The organism is Rickettsiales endosymbiont of Peranema trichophorum, assembly GCF_004210275.1.
GTDB lineage: Bacteria > Pseudomonadota > Alphaproteobacteria > Rickettsiales > Midichloriaceae > RICK02.
This window is the reverse complement of record NZ_SCFA01000056.1, coordinates 1-1,104: the sequence shown is the minus strand read 5'-3', so window position 1 is coordinate 1,104 and position 1,104 is coordinate 1. Positions and strand designations below refer to the sequence as shown.

The following is a 1,104-nucleotide window of genomic DNA, read 5'->3' as shown; positions in this document are numbered from 1 at the left end:
TTAAGAGAGCATCAGAAACGAAGATAAGAAGACAAGTCAAGATTCGAGCTGTAGCAAATCCGTACGACCCAAAGTTTAGAGAGTACTTTAAGCAAAGGGAAGGCAGGAGGAGACCCGTTAAAGAGGTAACGTTGCTGGGTGGCCAAGAGCCGCCTTATCAGTGCTCGAGCGTAATGCTAGGAAACTACCACGTTGCGTTCTTCGAGGAGGGGCTCTCAGCAATGGGAGCTCCTTACTCTACGGAAAGGTAAACTGAATAAGCCATACGAGTTTGGGAATAAAGTGTCTATAGCTGTGAGTGGTAGAGGTAACTTTGTAGTGGGAGTGAAATCATTCCACGACAATCCTTACGACGGTCACACACTTGAGCAGACTATATTAGCGGTGAAAGCGTTGGGGATTGAGCCAGGCAAGTATTTTGTAGATCTCGGGTATAGAGGACATAACCATAGAGCAAAAAGCAAGGTATATCTGCCGAACACGAGGAAGAAGCACCTTAGCAAGGAAGAGAAGTTAATGCAGAAGAGAAGGAGCGCAATAGAGCCAATCATAGGTCATCTGAAGCAATACGGGAGGATGGGTAGGAACTACCTGAAGGGTATAATTGGAGACGTTATCAACCCATTAATCTCTGCGATAGGATTGAATCTTCGGGCGATAGCAAAGAGGCTAAATTGTGCATTAAGCTCTGGGTAACCCCTCTCCCCCAAGGGAGTCAAAAGTTGAAGGGATGACATGAGCAGCTAGGGGTGAGTCATGCTCAAAATTGAGGCTGAGACTCATATTGCACCTCAAACGTCAACATTTGGCTATAAGCCTTTGCAAAAAACATAAATCGCACGGAAATTGAGACCAGCACTCTAATACAGATATTCAAAATCTAGACTTTTGACGAATGGACTAAGTAACCTCAGTTTGGGATAAGGGAGAGGAGTTGGTTGTGGATGTGCGAGGTTTTTATAGAGGGTTTACGCTGTTTAAAAGAGTAAGCAACAAGGCCAGAGATTATGTTGACGAATGCGTTTTCAACCTTTCTGTGCCTTGTATGCTCAATTTGGCACCAATTCTTAAACTGGTCAATCACTGTCTCCACAAGGCCTCTCT

Annotated in this window: 3 protein-coding genes; 2 read left to right on the top strand and 1 reads right to left on the bottom strand. The window is 44.7% G+C overall.

Annotated elements, in window-relative coordinates; translation table 11 throughout:
- Both EDM53_RS06345 and EDM53_RS02950 read left to right on the top strand, forming a co-directional pair.
- On the top strand, positions 1 to 251 hold a 251-nt coding region (locus EDM53_RS06345), incomplete at its 5' end, for a hypothetical protein (protein ID WP_207215454.1).
- Positions 193 to 696 (top strand): transposase, encoded by a 504-nt coding sequence (locus EDM53_RS02950; protein ID WP_130122202.1) that lies wholly within the window; start codon positions 193 to 195, stop codon positions 694 to 696. The genes EDM53_RS06345 and EDM53_RS02950, both read left to right, overlap by 59 nt.
- 214 nt (positions 697 to 910) lie before the next feature.
- On the opposite strand, the gene EDM53_RS02945 is transcribed toward EDM53_RS02950, so the two are convergent.
- The gene (locus tag EDM53_RS02945; RefSeq protein WP_277986522.1) at positions 911 to 1,093 is read right to left on the bottom strand and encodes a hypothetical protein; all 183 of its coding nucleotides are present in this window, start codon (positions 1,091 to 1,093) and stop codon (positions 911 to 913) included.
- Positions 1,094 to 1,104 lie beyond the last annotated feature (11 nt).